The 21,863-nt window shown below is 64.9% G+C and carries 13 protein-coding genes; 7 read left to right on the top strand and 6 right to left on the bottom strand.

Annotated elements, in window-relative coordinates; translation table 11 throughout:
- Positions 1–10: 10 nt before the first annotated feature.
- From ACTJI5_RS20250 to ACTJI5_RS20240, 3 genes are read right to left on the bottom strand one after another with little or no spacing between them, the layout of a single operon-like run.
- Positions 11–1,294 (bottom strand): MFS transporter, encoded by a 1,284-nt coding sequence (locus tag ACTJI5_RS20250; protein ID WP_440861578.1) that lies wholly within the window; start codon positions 1,292–1,294, stop codon positions 11–13.
- On the bottom strand, positions 1,291–3,453 hold the full coding sequence (locus ACTJI5_RS20245) for a heparinase II/III domain-containing protein (RefSeq protein WP_440861577.1): 2,163 nt from the start codon (positions 3,451–3,453) through the stop codon (positions 1,291–1,293). The genes ACTJI5_RS20250 and ACTJI5_RS20245 overlap by 4 nt, the downstream gene beginning before the upstream one ends.
- On the bottom strand, positions 3,450–5,645 hold the full coding sequence (locus ACTJI5_RS20240) for a polysaccharide lyase 6 family protein (RefSeq protein WP_440861576.1): 2,196 nt from the start codon (positions 5,643–5,645) through the stop codon (positions 3,450–3,452). Before ACTJI5_RS20240 ends, ACTJI5_RS20245 begins: the two co-directional genes overlap by 4 nt.
- Positions 5,646–5,810: 165 nt before the next feature.
- Between ACTJI5_RS20240 and ACTJI5_RS20235 the strand changes: the two genes are divergently transcribed.
- Positions 5,811–8,861, top strand: coding sequence for a TonB-dependent receptor (locus ACTJI5_RS20235; RefSeq protein ID WP_440861575.1), 3,051 nt, complete (start codon positions 5,811–5,813; stop codon positions 8,859–8,861).
- Positions 8,862–8,915: 54 nt separating this feature from the next.
- Here ACTJI5_RS20235 and ACTJI5_RS20230 read toward each other — a convergent pair whose 3' ends face one another.
- Positions 8,916–9,515, bottom strand: coding sequence for an NADPH-dependent FMN reductase (locus tag ACTJI5_RS20230; RefSeq protein WP_440861574.1), 600 nt, complete (start codon positions 9,513–9,515; stop codon positions 8,916–8,918).
- 11 nt (positions 9,516–9,526) lie between these two features.
- Positions 9,527–10,291, bottom strand: a complete 765-nt coding sequence (locus tag ACTJI5_RS20225) for a phytanoyl-CoA dioxygenase family protein (RefSeq protein WP_310251741.1) — start codon at positions 10,289–10,291, stop codon at positions 9,527–9,529.
- A 108-nt stretch (positions 10,292–10,399) separates the two neighbouring features.
- Here ACTJI5_RS20225 and ACTJI5_RS20220 point away from each other — a divergent pair, with 108 nt between their 5' ends.
- On the top strand, positions 10,400–11,314 hold the full coding sequence (locus tag ACTJI5_RS20220; protein WP_440861573.1) for a LysR substrate-binding domain-containing protein: 915 nt from the start codon (positions 10,400–10,402) through the stop codon (positions 11,312–11,314).
- Here ACTJI5_RS20220 and ACTJI5_RS20215 read toward each other — a convergent pair.
- Positions 11,311–12,207 (bottom strand): AraC family transcriptional regulator, encoded by an 897-nt coding sequence (locus tag ACTJI5_RS20215; RefSeq protein WP_440861572.1) that lies wholly within the window; start codon positions 12,205–12,207, stop codon positions 11,311–11,313. The genes ACTJI5_RS20220 and ACTJI5_RS20215 overlap by 4 nt on opposite strands.
- A 689-nt stretch (positions 12,208–12,896) precedes the next feature.
- Here ACTJI5_RS20215 and ACTJI5_RS20210 point away from each other — a divergent pair.
- The 5 genes from ACTJI5_RS20210 (at position 12,897) to ACTJI5_RS20190 (ending at position 21,773) form a co-directional block, all read left to right on the top strand.
- A complete protein-coding gene (locus ACTJI5_RS20210) occupies positions 12,897–15,227 on the top strand; it encodes a TonB-dependent receptor (protein ID WP_440861571.1) in 2,331 nt (776 codons plus the stop codon).
- A gap of 173 nt (positions 15,228–15,400) precedes the next feature.
- Complete coding sequence (locus ACTJI5_RS20205) at positions 15,401–17,410, top strand: alpha-glucosidase (RefSeq protein WP_440861570.1); 2,010 nt, start codon at positions 15,401–15,403, stop codon at positions 17,408–17,410.
- Positions 17,407–18,960, top strand: coding sequence for a glycerol-3-phosphate dehydrogenase/oxidase (locus tag ACTJI5_RS20200; RefSeq protein ID WP_440861569.1), 1,554 nt, complete (start codon positions 17,407–17,409; stop codon positions 18,958–18,960). The genes ACTJI5_RS20205 and ACTJI5_RS20200 overlap by 4 nt, the downstream gene beginning before the upstream one ends.
- A gap of 1 nt (position 18,961) precedes the next feature.
- Positions 18,962–20,362, top strand: coding sequence for an FAD-binding oxidoreductase (locus ACTJI5_RS20195; protein WP_440861568.1), 1,401 nt, complete (start codon positions 18,962–18,964; stop codon positions 20,360–20,362).
- Positions 20,355–21,773, top strand: coding sequence for an FGGY family carbohydrate kinase (locus tag ACTJI5_RS20190; protein WP_440861567.1), 1,419 nt, complete (start codon positions 20,355–20,357; stop codon positions 21,771–21,773). Before ACTJI5_RS20195 ends, ACTJI5_RS20190 begins: the two co-directional genes overlap by 8 nt.
- The last annotated feature ends 90 nt before the right edge of the window (positions 21,774–21,863 follow it).

Genomic DNA, 21,863 nt, shown 5'->3' with positions numbered 1-21,863 from the left:
ATGCTATTCCTTATTCTTGGGTGTTGGTGGGTTGGGTGACGACCGGTTCGACGCGTCCGCCGATCAGCCAGAAACAGAGGAAGGAGACGGGCACGATCGCCGCGCTGAGCGCGAAAATCGGCGCGTAACTCGTCTTGGTGAGCACGGGGACGAGCCAGGTGGTGATCAGCGTGCCGGCGACCGCGGCAGTGCCGCTGATCCCCGCAAGGCTGCCGACCGCACCGCCGCCGAAATAGTCGCTCGGCAGCGTCTGGATATTGCCGATTGCCATCTGGAACCCGAAGAGGATGCACGCGATCAGCAGCACCGCGGACAGCGGCTCGCTGGCCCCGATGGTGAACAGCAGCGCCGGGAGCATGATCGCACAGCCGATGGCGATGGTCAGCGTGCGCGCCTTGTGCACCCCGCCGCCAGCGGTGATGATGCGTCCCGAAAGCCAGCCGCCGAACAGGCTGCCGAACATCGCGCCGACGAAGGGCACCCAAGCGAAGAGGCCGATCTGCTTGACGTCGAAGCCGAAGGTTTCGGCGAGATAGATCGGCAGCCAGGACACGAAGAGCCACCACACCGGATCGAGAAAGAAGCGCGAGAGGATGACGCCCCAGCTCTGGCGGTAGCGCAGCAGTTCGCCGAGCGGCACGCGGCGACTGTCGTCGCGGCCCGCCTCGGTGCGGCCGGTCAGGATATAGTCGCGCTCTTCCTCGCTCAGCCCCGGATGCTTTTCGGGATCGGCCTTGTAGAACCAGAGCCAGGGCACGAGCCAAATAAAGCCAAGCACACCGATCAACAGGAAGGTGCCGTGCCAGCCAAATTGGACGAAGAGCAGCGCGATCAGCGGCGCCGAGATGATGCCGCCGAGCGAGGCACCCGCGTTAAAAATGCCCTGCGCCAGCGCGCGTTCGCGCGACGGGAACCACAAGGCGTTCGCCTTCGCCGCGCCGGGCCAGTTGCCCGCCTCGCTGATCCCGAGCGTCGCGCGCAGGACGAGGAGCAAGGGCATCGAACGTACCAGTGCGTGGGCCGCGATCGACAGCGACCAGACGACGATCGAGATGGTGAAGCCCATCCGCGTGCCGATGGCGTCGAAGATGCGCCCGAAGATCGACTGGCCAAAGGCGTAGAAGATCATGAAGATCGTCACCAGCAGCGCATAATCTTCCTTGGTGGCGCCGATTTCCTTCGACACTTCGGGCCACATCACCGCAAGCGCGTTGCGGTCGATATAATTGATCACCGTCGCGAGCGCGATCAGCGCGATGACGCACCAGCGGAAGCGGCCCTTGATATTGCTCATTTCTTCGTTCCGGTTTTGGCGAGGTCGAGGCGACCGACGGGGCCGGTCCATGCGAGGGTGCGGCCGTCGACGGCGACGCTGTGTTTGGCGCCGGCGGTGACATCGTCGGCGACGGCGATGGCGATGCGGCGGCCGTCGACGAGCGTGATCAGAACAAGATCGACGCCCTTTTCCCTGCGATGCTCGAGTCCCGACACGCGCGCGCTGCTCGCGACGACGGTTTCCGCCGACGCGTCATAGGCGCCGTGCGGTTCGAGCAGGCTGACGAAAGTCGCGTCCGCCGAGCCGTCGATGCGCTGGATCAGCGCGGGTTCGCGCCGCAGGTTGAATTCGGGATCGTTCGCGCCGCTTTCGGCGACGATGAAGCGCGCACCCGCGGGCGGGAGCATATGATATGAGTAGAAGCGGCTGCCCTGCATCCATGTCAGCCGCGCCTTGCCGGCTTTCGTGCCCTCGCCGTCGACCCACAGATGCTCGTAGCCATTCGCCTTGCCGAGCACCGGCCGCTCGGCGAGCTTGCGGTCGAACGCGATATCGCTGTCGATGATCTGCCCCGAAAAATGCAGCGGCAGGTCATAGCGATGCCTGCCGCTGCCAGTCCCGTGGAGGATATCGAGCGTAAGGGGATTGGCGAGGCCTTGGACCTCGACCAGCAATAGCGCGCGGCGGATTTTGACGTCCTTGTACGCGCTGTCGATTTCGCCGATCGCGTAGCGCGTCGGTCCTGCGAGCGACGCTGCGAGCTGGCGCGTCCCCGATTTTTCGCCGGCCTTCCAGTCGCCTGCGAAGTGGCTTTGCTCGTCGACGACAAGCGTGTTGTGCGCGATCGTCGCACTCGCCCAGCTGTCGTTTTCGGGGAGATAGCGCCCGCCCCGCTTCGCCTCGACATTGAGGAAGCGCGCGGCGCCATAATCGGTCACGACCGCGCCGGTTTCGTCATAATAGAGCCAGCCGAGGCGGTCAAAATGGCCGTGCCCCATGCCCTGTACGGTGTTCTTGGCGACGAGCAGCGGACCGGTCGGATCGGGCTTGGTGCGCAGCAGGACGAGCGCGCCGCCCTTGCCGTCGGGGCCGTCGGACAAGAGCCGCGAGCCGAACAGCCAGGGCTTGGCCTTGCCCGCGGCGAGATCGGTCGCCATCGCCTGTCCGGCGGGCGTCAGCACCGTGCGCCCCTGCCAATCGGCGATCGACAGGAAGGTCGGATCCTTCGTCGCGCCATAGGCGATGGCGACGGCGTGATAGAGTTCCTCGGTGCGCAGGCTCTTGTCGGGCATCGCGTCGTTGATCGGCAGGAAATAGCCGTCGTGGGTGACGTCGATCGCGGTACGGATCGCTTTCAGCACGATGCCGCCCCGATACTCGAAAATCTTGCGGCCCGAATCGTTCGCCGCGATCGCCGCCGCGAAAACCACGAAGGGCTGGAGCGCATAGCGCTGATAATAGGGCCCTTCGGCATAATAGCCGTCGGGCGAGAAGAGCAGGTCGAGCTGCCGCAGGAAGCCCGCCTTGCCGCTCTTGTCGAGCCCGAGCAGCGCTTTGTCGACGAGGTCGCGGTCGCCGAGCAGATAGCCCGACAGGCCGACGCCCGCCGCAGCCCAGGTCGCGTGATTGTGGATGCGGTTGATCACCTCGGGTGAGCCGTCGGACAGGAAATGCGCCATCGGGCGGATCACCTGATCGTCGATTCGTTTGCGATCGGCGGCGGACAGCGCATCACGGATCTCGGCATAGCCCTGCACCGCGTTGACGAGGAAGACGCTGTCGTTGAGGCTCTGCCAGAAGAGGCGGCCCGGCACCTGGTTCGATGCCGCGGGATGCGGCCCGAGCCCCGGATAGAGATCGGCATAGGCGAGCAGCAAGTCGCGGACATGGTCGCGATAGCGAACGTCGCCGGTCAGGCGGAAGAGTTGGCCGCCCTCGAAGATCGTGCGATAATTGCGCTTATGCTGCTCATGGGTGAAGCCGCCGCCGGGGTCCTTCGGCACCGGCACGTTGATGCCTGCCTTGATCGATGCCTCGACGCCTGCCTTGGCGCGCTCGATCTCGGCGGCGAACAGCGGCGCAAACGACTGCGCCGAAGCCACCGGCGGCGTCTGCGCCGAAACGGGAACCGCCGGAAACGCGGCGGCGGCGAGCAGAAGCGCGAGAGTGCGGGTCACGGGCGCGCCTCCACGATATTTCCGGAGATCAGCCCGCGCGGCGGACCATTCCACGCGAGTTCCTCGATGCGCGGCGCGGGCGTCGCGGCGAAGGCGTTCGACGCGATCCGCGTTTCGGGCGCGCCGACCGAATGGATGACGACTATGCCTTCCGATTTGGCGAAATTATTCTGTACGATGTCGGCGTGCTGGGCGCCCGAGATGCGCAGCGACGCGCCACCCGCACCACTGCCCGCGACACTCGACCCGGTCATCGCGAACCAGGGGCCGAAAGTGCTTTCATCGGTGCCCTTACGCAGCAGGTCGGCGACCATCGCGACGCGCGCAAAGCGGCTCCCGGTGATCGTCAGCCGCTCCATCGGATACCAGCCCTTGGGTTCCTGTTCGCTGGTCGCGGCGACTACGACGCCCATCTCCGCAAAGTCGCTGTTTTGGATCGTCACATCATCGGCGAAAGTGCCCGGCGCCATGGCGATGCCGTCGAGACGGCCCTTGCCGGGTCCGCGCACCGAGACGCGGTCGAACGCGACCGAATAGTTGGGCGCAACTCCTGGCGCGACCGCGATCAGCGCGCCCTCGCTGGAAGCACCGCTCGCGTCGATCGCCAGATTTTCGAGCCGCAATCCTCCGCCGCCTTCGATCCGCGCAAGGCTCGACGCGACGCGCAGCACGGGCTTCGCGTCCTTCGCGCCCGCGATGATCAGCCGGTGCCGCACCGTTAGCGGCGCGGCGACGTCATAGGTGCCGGTCGTGAGCGTCAGCGTATCGCCCGCCTTCGCATCGGCGACCGCCTGCGCGAGTGACGCGCCTGCAATCAGGGGCCGCTTGCTGCCGCTGCCGAATGCCGCTTCGGGCGCATCGCCACGATACCAACTGGCGCCAACCTCAGCCCGCGTTACCGGCTTCAGATCACGCGGCGCACCGACCGCGGCAAGCGCCGGATCGGTCGGGTAAAGCAAACCATTAGCCGCACGTTTGAGGGTCACGTCGCGCTGTTCGACGCCGGCCGCTAGCAGCGGTTTCGCGACCTTTGCCTCGACATTGCCCGCGAGCGCGATCCCGCCGATTTCGCCCTCGGCACGGAACGGATCCTGCCCCTTTGCACCGACGATCAGATTGCGTTCGAACTTGCTGTCCGTCGGTGCCGCCGAGCGTTCGGCGTCGGCACCCGCGGCCAAGGTGATGCGCGCGCTGTCGATGATGCTGTTGCCCTCGATCCGTGCGTTCGCGACCTGATGATAGCGATTAATCACCGAATTGGGCACGCCGTTCATCACGCTGATCGCGCTCTTGAACGAGGTGCCCGCAAGCCCTTCGAAATAATTGTCGCGCACGATCTGGTCGCGGTTGATCACGCGAACACCGCCGGTGTCGGCTACACCCTTGCCGAGGAAGATGTTACGCTCGACGAGGTTGCCGTTGCCGTGGCGCAGCACGATGGCGCCCTGCGCCTCGAGCACCAGATTTTCGCGGATGATATTGCCGCCCGACTTGATCGAGACGATCTCGACCTCGCCGCTGGTGCGGTCGAAGATGTTGCGCTCGATGATGCTGTTCGATGCCGAGAGCGACTCCTCGCTGGTGCCGATGCGGATCGTCTCGCCGCCGTTCGAGCCGAGCGGCGGGCGCGGGCCGAAATAATTGTGATCGATGCGGTGCCGGTTATCAAGCGGAGCACCCGCGCGGCGGATCACTGCAAGCGTCACGCCGCTGTTCGTCTTGCCCTCGAAATGCGAATGGTCGACGCGGTTGCCGGTGCCATAGAGCGCGACCCATATGTCCTCGGCACGGCGGTCGGCCTTGCTGAAACCGTCGATCACGACCTCGGTCACGCGCGTGTCGGTTGCGAGCGTCTTTGAATCACGGCGGAAGCTGATCACTTCGGCGGTCGGGCTGGCGCCGTTCTTGAAGACAAGGCCCGAGACGAGCAGATGCCGACCACCGATGCGCAGGTTCGATTGGCCCGTGAGCAGCACCTTGCCTTTGGTCTGCGCCGTCAGCGTGATCGGCTTGGCGGCGCTCCCATGGCCGGTGAAGACAATCTGGAAATCGCGCCATTCGCCGTCGGCGAGGATAATCGTGTCGCCCGGCTGCGCCTTTTTCACCGCTGCCTTATATTGCGCCTGATCGGCAACCAGCAGGTCGCGCGCCAGCGCGGGATGGGCCGCCGAGGCCAGCATCGCTACCGTCAAAAACGCCCTTATCTGCACTGCGCCTCACCCTTTTTATGATTCTTGCTCATTGGACTATACAAGAGGTAGGACAATATCAACCCGATATCGGTATACAACATGGGTTGACATATTGGTCTGACAAAGCGAGCTTCTCTCCAAACAAGATCAAACAGGGAGAGTGGGATGATTCGGGGCAGCATCGGGCGCGCATCGGGCGCCGGCAAAATGAACCTTGCAGCGGTGCTGCTCGGCACCACGGCACTGGCGATGCTTGGCGGCCCGGCCTTTGCGCAGGACACCGCCGCGCAGGATAGCGCGACAGCGTCCGCGGATGACACGGGTGACGATGCGATTGTCGTGACGGGCATTCGCAGCTCCCTTGCAACCGCGCTGGGCGAAAAGCGCGCCACCGACAATATCGTCGAGGTCATCCAGGCCGAAGACATCGGCAAGCTGCCCGACCAGAACCTCGCCGAAGTGCTGGAAAATGTCACCGGGGTTCAGATCACCCGGCAAGCCGGGGTTGGCAACGCGGTGCAGATCCGCGGCACCGACGCGAACCGCACCGAAATCAATGGCGTTTCGACCGTGGGATCGGGCGCCGGCCGCTCGGGGATCAGCTTCGAAGATCTGCCCGCCGCACTGATCGCCTCGGTCGAGGTCACCAAGGTTCCAACCGCGCAGACGATCGAAGGGTCGGTCGGCGGCACGATTAATCTGCGTACGATCCGCCCGCTCGACCTCAAGGATCCGCTGATCGCCGCGCGCGCGCAGATGGAAAACAGCGACCTGTCGAAATCGACCCTGCCGCGCCTCTCCGCCACGCTCGGCAACCGGTGGGACACGGGCATCGGCGAGATCGGCATCGTCGTGAGCGGCAGCTATGCCCGCCAGGATGTCGCGTCGTTCAAGCCGCGCGTTGACCGCGACGCGCTCGTCCTGCCGGGTTCGGGTCCGAGCGCCGAGGCCTTTCCGTTCCTGCGCATCCAGTTCCTCCAGCAGGGGCTCGAGAATTACGAATATGAAACCTACAACGGCACCGCGGCGCTCGAATGGAAGCCGAACGACGATCTGAAATTCTATTTCGACGCGACGCTGAACAACCAGCGCCGCGGACAGCAGAGCCACCGCGTCCAGATATCGGGCACCGCGACGCCATCGGTTGTCGATGCGATGAACAATACCGATTTCGAAACGGTCGATTTCGGCAGGCTCGACGGCCCGAATGGTCCGATCGACCTCGGCACCGTGCAGGCCGCGGTCGCGGGCACGATCGGGATCGGCGGCACGACCGGAAGCGTGATCGATCCGAACCTGCGCACATCCAGCGACACCGGCGCGCGCGTGACCAAAAGCCGCGTCTTCGATTTCGGAACCGATTGGCAGGCGACCGACAATTTGAAGGTGCGCGCCGAAGTGTCGCTGTCGACCTCCAAATCCGATTTCCCGAACTTCTCGACCACGCTCGACTTCATCAATCCCAATGGCCCGCAGCCGGTGATCGGGCGGAGCATCGACAATGGCGTGCCGATCGAATTCGACCTGCGCGGCGGCACGCTGCAATTCGGCATCGATCAGGCGAGCCCCTTTGCGCCGACGACGGCGCAATTGCTCGACCCCGCGAACTATCAGCTGCAGCAGGTCACGCAGGGCGCCAATTCGACCGACAATGAGGAAAGGGCGGCGCGCCTCGATTTCTCTTACGACACCACCAACCTCAACCCGTTCGTCACCTCGTTCGATTTCGGCTATCGCTGGAACCGGACATCGGCCGAGAACAGCGAGTTTTCGAACAATGTCAGCCTGACCAACACGACGAGCGCGTGGAACCGGCCGTCGGGCGACCTGTTTTCGGACATTTTGATCCCCGGGCCCAGCAACTTCAACGCCGCCGACGGGCGCCGCCTCTATTTCCCCGACTTCCTGCTGATCGATGGCGGCCTGTCCTTCCGCGACCCGGCGAAGGTGCTGGAATCGCTGAACAAGGCAATCGCGGCGAGCAACGCTGCACGGACGCAGGGACCCGCTGTCGCTTCGCTCGTCACGCCGACCGAATCCTTTGCGGGCTTCTTCAGCATCAAGGAAACGACAAACGCCGCCTATTTTCAGGCGAATATGGAAGGCGAAATCGCCGGCATGCCGGTGCGCGGCAATGCCGGTTTCCGCTGGCTGCACACCAAACTGTCGTCGACGGGCAACAATATCGCGAACGGCACGGTGACCGGACAGACGGTCGCGAAGAGTTCGTATAATTTCCTGCTCCCGCGCTTCAGCCTCGTCCTCGAACCCGCCGACAAGCTGCTCGTCCGCGCCGGTATCGCGCGCGACATTCGCCGCCCGAACTTCGACACACTGTCGACGTCCTTTTCCTTCGGCACCGGCGCGAACACGCCGGTCGCGGTGGGCAACCCCGACCTCGTCCCCGAAGCGGTGTGGTCGTTCGACCTTTCGGGCGAATATTATTTCGCCCCGTCGAGCCTGATCAGCATCGGCTTCTTCCACAAGAGCCGCACGAACCTGTTCGCGCAGCGGCAGGAAGATCCGGCGCCCAACCTCGACGCCAACGGCAATCTCAACATCTCGATCGATCCGTCGTGCCCGGGCGGCGGCATCTATAATCCGATCGCCAACCGCAACATCAATAACCCGATCCAAGGGGTCGGCATCTGCGTGCCGCGCAGCTCGACCTTCAACGTTCCCGGAACCACGACGCAAACCGGCGTCGAGGTCGCATTCCAGCACGATCTGTCGGCATGGGAAGACACGCTCGGTTTCGCCTCGGGCTTCGGCTTCATCGGCAATTTTACCTATCAGAAGGCCGGCGGTTCGGCGCGCGAGTATCGCGTGGCCGACGGTCCGCGGACGGTGTTCACGCAGCTCGGGTTTCCGGGTTCGCGCGACCTCATCTCGCTGACCAACCTGTCGAAATATGCTTATAATACCACGCTGTTCTACGATAAATACGGACTGAACGCGCGCCTGCGCTACACGTGGCGCTCGAGCTATGTGTCGAACGATCCCTTCTTTTTCGGGCTGCCATTGATCAACGGCGCGCGCGGGCAGCTCAACGCCAGCATCAACTATGACATCACCGATAATATCAACGTCGGGGTCGAGGGCATCAACCTGCTGCGCGGCGACCAGAACCAGTATTGCGTGAACGACAAGGCGCTGCTCTGCTTCCAGGGCCTCACCGATCGCCGGATCACGGCCGGGCTCAGCGTGAAGTTCTGATATGCTCCGTACGGACCGGAAGGCATCGCAAGGGCCTCCCGGGTCCGGCGGACGTCAGGCCGTCAAGGCGGCCCTGCCCGCATCGGCATAAGCGCTCTTCATGCGCGCGAAGGTCACGACCTGTCCGGTCATGATGTCGAGTTGCGACGCGATACCCTGATCGGTCAGCATTCCGTCGGGGTCGAAGAGCGGCTGGCTGCTGTTCGCCGTGACCGCCATCGGGGTGGGCCAGCCGCGCAGCGCATGGGTGATCGATCGCAGCGTCGCGAGCGTGCTGCCCGCAGCTTGCCATCCCCCCGCGACCGCAATGAGGCCAACCGCACGGCCATCGAAATAGGGCTGCGCGTCGGACACCAGATCCTGCACATAATCGAGCGCGTTCTTGACCACGCCCGACACGGTGCCGTGATAGGCGGGCGAGGCGACGATGATACCGTCGGCCTCGCGCAGCGCGGCCATCAGTGCCTGCGCCTTCGTACAACGTTCGCTGCGGTGCGGGGCGTACATCGGAAGATCGATCGCCTCGCCCGCGAAGAGCATCGTGTTGGCGCCCTGCGCCTCGCAGCGCATGAGCGCATGACGGAGCAGGCGTTCGGCCGAACCACCGGCGGTGGCGTTGCCGCCGAGTGCAACGATAACGGGGCGCGCGGTCATGCCTTGCTCCTCTAGTTGAAGGTCACCTGGCTGCCGCCGCGCAGGAAGGCGATCGCGTTGCGTCGGAGGTGATTGGTGCCGGGGTTGAGGATCGGTTCGGGCGAATATTGCGCGAGATAGACGCGGCGCATGTTCGGGGTCGAATTCGATCCGGTCGCGTGGAGCGCAAGGCTGGAGAAGGCGACGACGCTGCCTGCCGGAACCTCGAGCGTCACGCCCTCGCTGTCGCCGGTGTAGCCGACGAGGTCGTTGCTGCCCGGCTGGCGGATGTGCGGGACGATGCCGCCCCGCGTTTCGGGCGCCTGCGAGAAGGGCAGGATGCGCACGGTGCCGTTCGCGACGGTCGTGTCGTCGAGCGTGCACCAGCAGGTGAGGTACGGCTTGTGATCCACCGGGCCGCCGTTGCCGACGACATAGCCTGAATCCTGGTGCCAGCTGAACGGCATGCCTTCGCTCGCGCCCTTCACGACATATTGGTCGTAGAAGAAATAAGCATCGTCGCCGAGCGTCGCGCGGCAGATGTCGGCCATCGTCTCGCTGAACAGCATCTTGCGCAGATCGGGTTGCTGGCGCTGGCATTCGCCGGCGAAATAGCGCTTGCCCTTGTGGCTGATGCCGTCGACTTCGACGCCGAGGCTGTCGAGGCGCGCGTCTTCGCGGTCGATGACGCGGCCGCATTCCGCGCGCAGCAGGTCGAGCAGCGGTCCTTCGAGGATGCGTTCGAACACGGCATAGCCTTCGGTGGCGAATTGTTCGCGCTGGGCCGAGAAATCCATCTTCACTCTCCCGTATCTTTTCGATCTTCACGCATATCGCAGAGGCCAGCCATCGCATCCAATCGAATTGCATCGCGCGATCATACGTCTATACTATGACCGATGCGAATGAGACAGGTTGAGGCGTTTCGCGCCGTGATGATGAGCGGGGGCATTACGGCCGCCGCGACGATGCTGAATATCAGCCAGCCGTCGGTGAGCCGGCTGATCGCCGATATGGAGCGCGCGGTCGGGTTCAGGCTGTTCGACCGCCGCGGCGCGCGCGTGCACCCGACCGCGCAGGCGCAGGCGCTGTATGAGGCGGTGCGGCGGAGTTATGCGGGGCTCGACCTGCTCGATCAGGCGGCGCGGCGCATTCGCGCGCATCCGGTTGGGACGGTGCGCATCGCGGCGCTCGCGGCGATCGCGATGGCGATCCTGCCCGCGGTGATCGCGCGTTTCCGCATCCTCTATCCCGACATCAAGATCATCGTCGAATCGCTCGGGCAGCGCGCGATCGAGGAGCGCGTGTTTCTGGGTCAGGCCGACCTTGGCGTCGGGGTCGATATGCAGGGACGCGAAGGCATCAGGTCGACGCCGCTCGCGCGCGCCGAATATGTGTGCATCCTGCCCGCCAACCACCCGCTCGCCGCGCGCGAGCGGCTGAACATCGCCGATCTGGCGGGCGAGGAGTTTGTCGGCCCGATGCACGAGGCCGATGCGCTGTGGACCGGGATCGACACCGCGCTGGAAGAGTCCGGCATCAGCGTATCGCGGCGGCTGGAGACGCAGCATTCGCAGATCTTATACGCCTTCGTCGAAGCCGGGCTGGGCGTGACGATCGCCGAGCCGTTCAGTGCGCCGCGTTTCCACCGCTTGGGCGTCGCGGTCCGCCCGATTTCCCCGCCGGTGTATCTCGATTTCGCGTTGCTTGAGCCCGATATCGGGCCGACGCCCGAGATTGTGGCGTGGCTCAACGCCGACGTGGCGCGTGAAACGGAAGCGTGTCTGGCGCATGTGAAGCGGGTGGTGGCGTCGAGCTAGGCCATCACCTGTTCCAGTGGCAGAAACAATTCCACAACCACCTCATGCGCCGGCACCTCGGGAATGAGGGCGAGCCGGCGCCTGCAATAGATCGGAAATGCGCGCGCTTCCTCGCCACTGGTCGGAAGCCAGTCGCGATAAAGGTAGAGCGCGGCGGGCTCGAGATTGTTCGTGTTGCCGGGATAGCGCAGCACCGCGCAGCGCCCGCCGGGGATCACGCCAGCCTTCATTTGCGGATCGTTCGCTTCGATCGGCGCGTCGGTCGCGACACACAGGTCCATGCTGTAATCGGCCGGGTTGGCCGGACATCTTTCGGAACGAAAGACCATGAAGGTCGGGTTTGCCCCGGGCGCCAAGCCGGCCGCCTTCCCCCAGTCCCTGAAGCGCTGAATAGTGTCGCCGAGCGTCGCCCGGTCGCCGCGATGTTCCATGATCGCCACCGGCGTGGGCGGCACATCGCGGATTGTCACGTCGTCGTCGGTAAAGATAATCTGCATGAGCTTGTTCCTCGCGTTGTCGAGAGGCCCGAAGGCCACAAGCCACGGTTCCCAGTCGGGAGACTTCCGGAACGACAAAGGCGACTGCCCCAACCGTCGCCGGAAGGCGCGGGCGAAGGCATCCGGCGCATCATAGCCGACGTCCATCGCTATATCGGTGACGCTTGGCGCGTCGCGACCGGCAAGCTGGTGCGAAGCGCGCCGCATACGGGCAAGCTGGATATAGCGATTCACGGACAACTCGAAGGTCGCCGTAAATTGCCGGTGAAAGTGAAACTTGGAAAAGGCCGCAACGTCGGCCACCGTGTCCAGGTCGAGATCACCGTCGAGATGCTGGTCGATATAGTCCAGCACCCGCTGCATCCGGTTATGATAGTTTCGAAGCGCCGCCTTCATAAATCCATTCTCCGTGGCGGCACCAGCTAGTCGCTCCGAGCCGTCACATGCTCGACCAATCTTGCTATTCGCAATCGATCAACCGGAAATTCTGATGACCCGCCCGCCAATGGGCATCGAAGCCTGTGCATGTCCGCTATGGCGTGGTGAGCGGACGTTGCTCGATTTTCCTTCGTCATCCCGGACTTGATCCGGGATCCCGCTTTTTTGACGCATCGACGACGTTCACGATCAAGCTGGACCCCGGATCAAGTCCGGGGTGACGATAAAAGGGCGCATTTGATTTTTCCCCACGCCGGCCATCTTCAAAGTCATAGCATTTGGACATAATCTACCGACATTTCTCGATTAGACTGCAATGATTTTGACGCGCATCCCTGGGATGGCTGATGGGCATGGCGCCTTTCAGCCGATTCGAGGCCGCGCGCGACAAAGGTTCGCGGCCCGATGTCGAAGCGGACGCACGATCCGCGATGACAAAGGGAAGGGTTGCCGATGACAGGGCCGACACCAGATCAGAGCGCAGCAGCCTGCGCCTTACGCTGTCCCGCAAGCCATAGCATTCGGACATGGCATCGCGACATTTCTCTATTGGACCACAAAAATAATTGCGCGCATGGGTCGGCTCGTAATTGTCAATTGAATTGATTGACATACCGGACGGCAGCGCATCAAGGGAGGATCTGAATATGGTTTCGTCGAAAGCCAAAGCCTATCTGACAATCACGACGGCCTTGGGAATGGCGCTGATCGCCGCCCCCGCCCACGCGCAGGAGGCCGCCGCGCCGGCCCCGGCCGAAGCCGACGCGCCCTTCGCATCGACCGACATCATCGTCACCGCGCAGAAGCGCGAACAGAATCTGCAGGACGTGCCGGTCGCGATCTCGGTCGTGTCGGGCGCGCAGCTCGAACGGTCGAACGTCAATTCGGCCGAGCAGCTTTTCCAGCGCGTCCCGACGCTGACCTTCCGCAAGGGCAACACCAACAAGGACTCCGCGCTCTCGATCCGCGGCGTTGGCACCATCTCTTTCTCGTCGGGGGTCGAGCCGTCGGTGTCGACCGTCATCGACGGTGTCGTCTATGCGCGCACCGGCCAGCAGACGTCGGACTTCCTCGACGTCGAGCGCATCGAAGTGCTGCGCGGCCCGCAGGGCAGCCTGTTCGGCAAGAATGCCAGCGCCGGCGTGATCAACATCGTGTCGCGCGAGCCCGGCAACGAGCTGGGCGGTTATGTCGACGCGGCCTGGTACGAGGGCAATGAATATCGCATCCGCGGCAGCGTCGGCGGCCCGCTCGGCGACGGCCTTCGCGCCTCGCTCACCGGTTTCTGGTCGCAATATGACGGCAACGCCCGCAACGTGTTCAACAACCGCAAGGTCAATGGATACGAACATTGGGGCGTGCGCGGCAAGCTGATCGCCGAGCCGACCGACAATCTGAAGATCACGCTGATCGCCGACTATTCGAAGAACAGCGACAATGGTTTTGCCGACAGCATCGGCACCGTCTTCCCCTCGGCGTTCAACAACGCGGTGTTCATCCCCAGCCTCGCGCCGCTGGTGCTCGACGGCAAGAACAAGGACATCGACAACGACCTCGATCCGTACACCAAGGACAAGAACAGCGGCGTTTCGGGGCAGATCGACCTCGACCTCGGCGGAGTCACGCTGACCTCGATCACCGCGTACCGCCACTGGTATAATTTCCAGCAGCGCGACGGCGATTTCCGGTCGGACGCGCCGCGCTATGTCAACGCCGGCACCGCGGCGGGGGATGTGCGTTCGCACGACCGCGGCGACCTGAAGTTCGACCAGTTCACGCAGGAGTTGCGTATCGCGTCGGCGAATCCGCAATTTTTCGAATATGTTGCGGGGCTCTATTACTACCACACGAAGGAAGTCGATTTCTTCAACCGCACGGTGACGAGCTGCACCGCGTCGACGCTGCCGACGGTGGGCGGGCTGACGCCGTGCGCGGCAGGGTCGTCGACCTTTGTCACCAACGAAGGCAATGCCGATTTCACGACCAAGCTGACGAGCTATTCGGCCTTCGGTCAGGGCACGCTCAACTTCACCGACGCGTTCCGCGGCATCCTCGGGCTGCGTTATACCGAGGACAAGGTGAGCTATGACTTCGCGCGCCGGTCGACCTCGCTCGCGGCCTTCTCCGGCGTGAACCCGGCCTTCGCTTCGGCGGGGTCGATCAAGGACAATGGCTGGTCGGGCAATGCCGGCCTGCAATATGACCTCACCGACGATATCGTCGCCTATACCACCTATACGCGCGGCTATAAGGGGCCGGCGCTCAACGTGTTTTTCAACATGCTGGCGCGCGACACCGGCCGCATCGATCCCGAAAAGTCGGACGCCTATGAAGTCGGCCTCAAGACCCGACTGTTCGATCGCCGCCTGACGCTGAACCTCGCGGGCTTCTATGCCAAGTACGACAATTATCAGGCGAACTTCCTCGACATCGTCGCGGGGCAGGTCGTCACGCGCCTGACCAATGCGGGCACGGTGTCGACACGCGGCATCGAGATGGATTTCAACGCCGCGATCACCGACGATTTCTCGCTGTCGGGCGGGTTCAATTACACCGACGCGCATATCAACGAGTTCATCTGCCCGCCGGGCGCCGCGGTGACCTGCGCCGCCGCGATCAACGGCAAGCCTTTGCCCTTTGCGCCGAAGTATAAGGGGACGGTGACGATGGACTGGCGCCTGCCGCTCAATATCGACGGGTTCAACGTCGATCTGAACAGCTCGCTTGTCTATCAGAGCCGCACGCAGTTCGACATCAACCAGAACCCCAATGCGTTCCAGAGCGCCTATGCAATCTGGGATGCCGGGATCAAGGTGAGCACCGACGACGACAAATACAGCCTGTCGTTCATCGCCAAGAACCTGACCGACAAGCAGTTCGTGATCCAGCGCATCCCGAACGGGACGAGCTTCATGCGCCAGATCACGCCGCGCGATGCCGAACGCTATTTCGGGGTGACCGCGCGGATGAATTTCTGACGATAAATCCTCCCTGTGGCGAAGCCATGGGGAGGTGGCAGCGGCTTTAGCCGCTGACGGAGGGGTTCTGGCGCTAACGTCGCGGCCCCTCCACCACGCCCTGCGGGCGCGGTCCCCCTCCCCATCGCTTCGCGACAGGGAGGATTGTATGGCTAGTGCGAAAGGATCTCCCCATGGCGCTCGATGCGCTCGACACCGGCTTTGCGCTCCGCCTCGGCGGGCAGACGATCCTGACGCATAGTGCAGGGTCGCCCTGTTTCTTCGTCGGGCGCGGGGAGCCGCATGTTCATTCGAAACTCGGCCATTTCGATGTGGCGCAGGAGGTTATCGAGCGGATCGCGCTGGGGCATGTCGAGGCCCGAGGCGATATGGTGCGCTTTGCCGAGGCTGCCGGGAAGCCTTGGCTGCTTGAAGCGACGATTTCGGGCGACGGCGACGATGCGGCCATCGCGCTGAAGGCGCTCGACCCGGCACTCAACCGGTTGTGGCTGCGCGTGCCCGCCGAGGCCGGCGAGCATGTGTGGGGGGGCGGCGAGCAATTCTCCTACTTCGACCTCAGGGGCCGGCATTTCCCGCTCTGGTCGAGCGAGCCCGGCGTGGGGCGCGACCCCGCCTCGCCTTTGTTCCAGCAGGTCGAGGCGCACCGCAGGGGTGGCGGCGGCAGCTATGCCCACACCAACTATCCGCAGCCGACCTTTATCAGCTCGCGGCGTTATGCGCTGCATGTCGACAGCTTTGCCTATGCGGCGTTCGATTTCCGCAATGACGGTTATCATGAGGTCGAGGTCTGGGAGATTCCCGCGCAGATCGAGCTGTGGGCGCGGCCGCGTTTTGCCGGGCTGGTGTCGGCACTGGCAGAGCGTTTCGGGCGCCAGCCGCCGCTGCCCGAATGGCTGCTGAAGGGTGCGGTGATCGGGCTGAAGGACGGCGACAACAGTTTTGCGCGATTGAAGGCTTACGAGGATGCCGGGGTCGCGGTGTCGGGGCTGTGGTGCGAGGATTGGGTCGGGCTGCGTATCACCAGCTTTGGCAACCGGCTGTTCTGGGACTGGCAGTGGAACGCCGAGCGTTACCCCGAATTGCCCGCGCGGATCGCCGAACTCAAGGAACGCGGCATTCGTTTCCTTGGCTATGTGAATCCTTATCTGGCGGTCGACGGGCCGCTTTATGCCGAGGCGGCGGCGCAGGGGTTCATGGTGATGCATCCTGAGAAGGACGAGCCCTATGTGATCGACTTCGGCGAGTTCGATTGCGGGCATGTCGACTTCACCAATCCCGCTGCGGCGGAATGGTTCGCCGACACGATCATCGGCGAAAAGATGATCGATTTCGGGCTGTCGGGCTGGATGGCCGATTTCGGCGAATATCTGCCCGTCGACGTGCGGCTCGCGAATGGCGAGAGCGGGATGACCGCGCACAATCGCTGGCCGGCGCTGTGGGGCGAAGTCAATGCCAAGGGCATCGCGGGGCGCGGGCAGACGGCCGAAATGATGGTGTTCATGCGCTCGGGCGGGGCCGGCGTGCAGGGCCACTGCCCGATGCTGTGGGCGGGCGATCAGGCGGTCGATTTTTCGCGTCACGACGGGATCGGCACGGTGATCTGCGCGGCTCTGTCGGCGGGGATGCTGGGCAACGCGCATCATCACAGCGATTGCGGCGGCTATACGAGCCTGTTCGACACCGCGCGCGATGCCGAACTCGCGATGCGCTGGGCCGAGATGTCGGCGTTTACGTCGATGATGCGCACACATGAGGGCAACCGGCCGCGGCAGAATGTGCAATATGACGATGACCCGGAGTTGCTCGCACATTTTGCGAAAATGACGCGGATTTATGCGCATCTGGCGCCCTATTTGCGGCGGCTGTCGCACGAGGCGTCGGAGACGGGGTTGCCGGTGCAGCGGCCGCTATTCCTGCATTTCGAGGAGGATCCGCAGACCTATGCGACCCAGACCGCTTATCTGCTCGGACCCGATCTGCTCGTCGCGCCGGTGATCGCGGCGGGGAAGAGCGAGTGGACGACCTATCTGCCCGCCGGCGCCGAGTGGGTGCATGTCTGGTCGGGGCAGACTTACGCGGGCGGTGGCGATGTGACGGTCGCGGCGCCGTTCGGGCAGCCGCCGGTGTTTTACCGCGCGGGGTCGACCGATAGCGCGTTGTTCGACGGGATCGTTTCGGCGTGACCGACACCGCGCTCGACGCACGGCGGCGGCGCGCGGTCTTTGCCGAGCTAGAAGCGCGGACGTTCGATCTCGCGGTGATCGGCGGCGGAATTACCGGCGCGGGGATCGCGCGCGATGCGGCGATGCGCGGGCTGTCGGTCGCGCTGGTCGAGGCGCGCGACTATGCGAGCGGGACGAGCAGCCGGTCGTCGAAGATGATCCATGGCGGCCTCCGCTATCTGGCGCAGGGCGACATCGCGCTGGTCAAGGAAGCGGCGTCGGAGCGGCAGATTTTGCGGCGGATCGCGCCGCACCTGACGCGACTCTCGCCCTTTCTGATCCCGACGACGAACATGGCGATGACCGCGAAGCTGCGCACGGGCCTCTGGACCTTCGAGAAATTGGGCGGGGTGCCCGAGGCCGAAAAGCATGAGGTGATCGGGCTGGCGGAACTTCAGCGGCGCGAGCCGTTGATGCGCACCGACAGACTGAATGGCGCGGTGCTGTATCCCGAATTCCTGACCGATGATGCGCGGCTGGTGCTCGCCAATGTGCGGAGCGCGCAGGGCTCGGGTGCAGTTGTCGTGAACCATGCGGCGGCTTCGGAACTGACGGGCGACGGGCTGGTGGCGACGTCGACGCTGGATGACAATCTGGGCGCGCGGATCAAGGCGAAGCTGGTGGTGAACGCAGCGGGCGCGTGGGTCGACAAGGTGCGCGGGCTGGAGGCGGGCGAAAGCGACATGCGCATGTCGCTGAGCCGCGGTATCCACCTCGTACTGCCGCGCGAGCGGCTGCCGATCAATTCGACGCTGATCATCCGCGCGCCCGACAAGCGCAGCATCTTCGCGGTGCCGCGCGGGGCGTTCACCTACATCGGCACGACCGACGTGTTCCACGACGGCGCCGATTACTGGCCCACGCCGACGCGGGGCGACATCGACTATCTGCTGCGCGCGACCGAGGCGGCGCTGAGCATCGATCCGATCCGCGATGCCGAGATCGTGTCTTTGTGGTCGGGGGTGCGGCCGCTGATCGCGCAGCCGGGGAAGAAGGCGAACGAGGTGTCGCGCAAGGACGAGATATGGACTTCGCCGGGCGGGCTGGTGTCGATCGCGGGCGGCAAGCTCAGCGCGTATCGCGCGATGGCGGAGCGGGTGGTCGATCTGGTCGTCGAGCGGCTGGGCGCCACCGCCCTGCCCTGTTCGACCGCCAATATGCCGTTGCCGGGCGGGTCGCGCGCGGTGCAGCTGGACGGGCTCGATCCGCTAGCCGCCGAGCGGCTGGCGGGGCTTTATGGCGACGAGGCGAACGAGATATTGATCGCGGGCGGCGATGTCGCTGCCGAGGCGGTGCGCGCGGTGACGCATGAGGGCGCCGCCACCCTCGAAGATTATTGGGTGCGGCGGAGCGCGCGCGCCTGGTTCGACCATGGCGCGGGCCTCGCCGCGCTGGCGCCCGCCGCCGAGGCGATGGGTGCGCTGCTGGAGTGGGATGACGCCATGAAGGCATCACAGATCGTGCATTGCCGCCAGATCAACGATGAGAGCCGCAGGCTTTTGGGAGAGTGAAATGAATATTGCCGAAGCCTTGGCGAGCGCCATCGGCGCCGACCGCGTCGCGAGCGATGCGGAGGCGCTCAACGCGCGGCGTTACGACCAGTGGGCGGTCAAGCATCTGCGCGACTGGCGCGGTGAAGCAGTGCCCGCACCGGGCTGCGTCGTGCGGCCGCAGTCGGTCGAGGATGTGCAGAAGGTCGTGCGCCTCGCCGCCGAGAAACGCGTGCCGCTGATCCCCTTTGGCCTCGGCAGCGGGGTGTGCGGCGGGATCGAGCCGACGCCGGATGCGATCCTGCTCGACATGAGCGCCATGAACCGCGTGCGCTATATCGACAGCGACGATCTGCTGGCCAGCTTCGATGCGGGCCTCAACGGTATGGAGGCCGAGGAGGCGGTCGCGGCGCACGGGCTGACGATCGGGCACTGGCCGCAGTCGATCGCGATCAGCAGCGTCGGCGGCTGGGTGGCGACGCGCGCGTCGGGGCAATTTTCGACCGCTTATGGCAATATCGAGGACATCATCCATTCGATCGAGGCGGTGCTGCCGAACGGCGAACTGGTGACGCTCGGAAAGGCGGTGCGCGCCGCGGCGGGGCCGGACCTGCGCCATCTGCTGATGGGCGCCGAAGGCACTATGGGGGTGATAACCGGAGTGACCTTCTCGCTGCGCGCCAAGGCGCCGCACCGCGACTACAGCATCTTCTATGCGGCCGACATGCGCGCGGGGTTCGAGGCGCAGCGGCGGATCGTGCGCGCCGACTGGCGCCCGCCGGTGATGCGTCAATATGACGGGCGCGAGGTGCGGCGGCTGTTCCGCGATTATGAGCGCGACGGCAAGGCGATGCTGTTGATGGTGCATGAGGGGCCGAAGGCGCGTGTCGATGCCGAACTCGCAGCGATGCACGAGATTTGCGGGGCGGCCGGTCTTGAGGCTGGCGACCCGAACGCGGCGAAGCAGTGGATCGAGCGGCGCAACCATGTGCCGAGCTGGCGCGACATGTTCGAGCGCGGCTATGTCGCCGACACGGTCGAGATTTCGGGGCGCTGGAGCGAGATCGGCGCGATCTATGACGCCAGCATCGCGGCGCTCAACGAAATTCCCGGCGTAATCAACGCGTCGGCGCACAGCAGCCATGTCTATCGCTCGGGCATCAACCTCTATTTCAGCTTTGCCGCGACCTTTGAGGACAGCGCGAAGATGGAGCCCGCCTATTTCGCCGGCTGGCGCGCGATCATGGAAGCGACCGCCAAGCATGGCGGCGGCGTCGCGCACCATCATGGCGCGGGACGCCTGCGCAAGCCGTATCTGCACCATGATCTGGGCGAGAGCGGCGTCGCGTTGCTGCGGCGGTTGAAGAATTGCCTCGACCCCGAGGGGATCATGAACCCGGGCAATCTGATACCCGATGCCTGAGCTGTTGCTCGCGCTCGACGCGGGCACGACGGGCGCCCGCGCCATGCTGGTTAATCCGGCGGGCGCGGTGCTGGGCGTCGACAAACGGGCGATCGCGAGCCACTTCCCTGCTCCGGGGTTTGTCGAGCAGGACGCGGCCGAGGTTTGGGATATCTGTCGTGCGGTGATCGACGGCGCGCTAGCCGCGGCGGGGCGCAGCATATCCGATGTTGCTGCGTTCGGGGTGACGACGCAGCGGGCGAGCATTGTGTTGTGGGACCGGGCGACGGGCGAGCCGGTGGCGCCGATGCTCGTGTGGAGCGACTTGCGCGGGATGGACGAGTATAAGGCACTGCGCGCGGCAGGCTTTACCAGCTGGCCGCAAGTGCCGTCGGCGAAGCTGCCCGCGGCGATCGCGCTGTCGGCGCGCGATCCCGCGCAGCTGCAATGGGGAACGCTCGACAGTTGGCTGATTTATAAGCTGAGCGGCGCGCATGTCACCGATGCTTCGGCGGCGTGGCTGACGGGCTATTATGACTATGCCAGCGGCAGCGGGTGGGACGCGGCACTGCTTGCGCACCAGCAACTGCCCGCGGCGATGTTTCCGGCGCAGGTCGAGAGCTGGGGTGCGATTGCGCAAAGCGACCCCGCGGTGCTCGGCGCACGGGTGCCGATCACGGCGCTGATCGCGGACCAGGAGGCCGCGATGGTCGCGCATGGCGCGCTGGAGCGCGGCGACTGGAAGGCGACCTATGGCACGTCGGGCGTGCTGATGGCGGGGACCGGCGATGTGCCCGAGACGATCCACAACAGCATGCCCGCCGAGGCGCTCGCCTTTGCGGGCGGGAAACCGCGCTTCTGCGTCGAGGGGATGGTGATCACCACCGGATCGATGATCGAGTGGCTGTGCGGCGGGCTCGGCCTGTTCGCGTCGCCCGCGGCGATGGAAGCGGCGGCGGCTTCGGTCGCCGATGCGGGCAAGGTCGTGGTGCGGCCGTCGCTCGCCGGGATGGGCGCGCCGCATGGGCTATTCGAGGCGCGCGGGCTGATCGCGGGGCTGAGCTTTGCCGACGGGCCGGGGCAGGTCGCGCGCGCGGCGTTGCAGGGTATCGCATTCCGCTTTCGCGAGATCGCCGATGTGATTGCCGACGCCTTGCCGGTGCCCGAGGCGCTGCCCGTCGCGGGCGGGCTGTCGGCGAGCGACACCTTGCTGCAGTTACAGGCCGATGCGTTGCAGCGGCCGGTGCGGCGGCACGCGGTGCGCGAGGCGAGCGCCTATGGCGCGGCGCTGGCAGCGGGCATGGGCGCGGGGCTGTTTGGCGAGGCCGATCTGAAGCGGTTGGCGCTATACGATGCCGAGTTTCTGCCGAAGGCCGGGCGCGACGAGGCCGATGCGGCGTTTGCGCGCTGGCGGGATGCGGTGGCGGTGTGATGCCTGCCCTTCCCTGTGCCCCTGCGAAGGCAGGGGCCCATCACCTGAGCTATCATCCCTCCGGCAACGTCGGCTTGGCAACGAAAGATT

Origin of the sequence: Sphingopyxis sp. 22461 (assembly GCF_052044915.1) — a bacterium.
Lineage (GTDB): Bacteria > Pseudomonadota > Alphaproteobacteria > Sphingomonadales > Sphingomonadaceae > Sphingopyxis.
This window is presented reverse-complemented; position numbering and strand designations above follow the sequence as displayed.